General features: G+C 42.7%; 1 pseudogene. It reads left to right on the top strand.

Annotated elements, in window-relative coordinates:
* Window positions 1-328: pseudogene (locus CHK_RS16510) on the top strand (hypothetical protein); the annotation flags it as partial.

Here is a 328-nt window from a genome sequence, read left to right as displayed (position 1 = left end):
ATATTGTGCAGGCACGGACCAGTTTGTATTGGCAAGCGATATTGCGAGACCGTTTGAAAGACTGCAGTTTTTACGGGGAACCGAAAACCTGTTTATGGATTTTGCCTATCATCCGCTTGAATTGTATAGATTTTCGTTCGGCGGAAAAAAGCAAAAAAAAGAGCCCTTCACGGGCGAAAATAGCCTTAAAACGACTGGAACGAAAATCTATGCTTTTATCGAAAAAATGCACGATTTTTATAAACGTCTTCTCGAAGTATGGGCCGGGACAGACGTAGATGGATTGTTTTTCATGGACGACTGGGGTACGCAGCTCAACCTGCTTATT

The sequence above is a fragment of the Christensenella hongkongensis genome, from assembly GCF_000981035.1.
Lineage (GTDB): Bacteria > Bacillota > Clostridia > Christensenellales > Christensenellaceae > Christensenella > Christensenella hongkongensis.
Note: the sequence above shows the minus strand (reverse complement) of the source record. Positions and strands in the feature narration are given on the sequence as shown.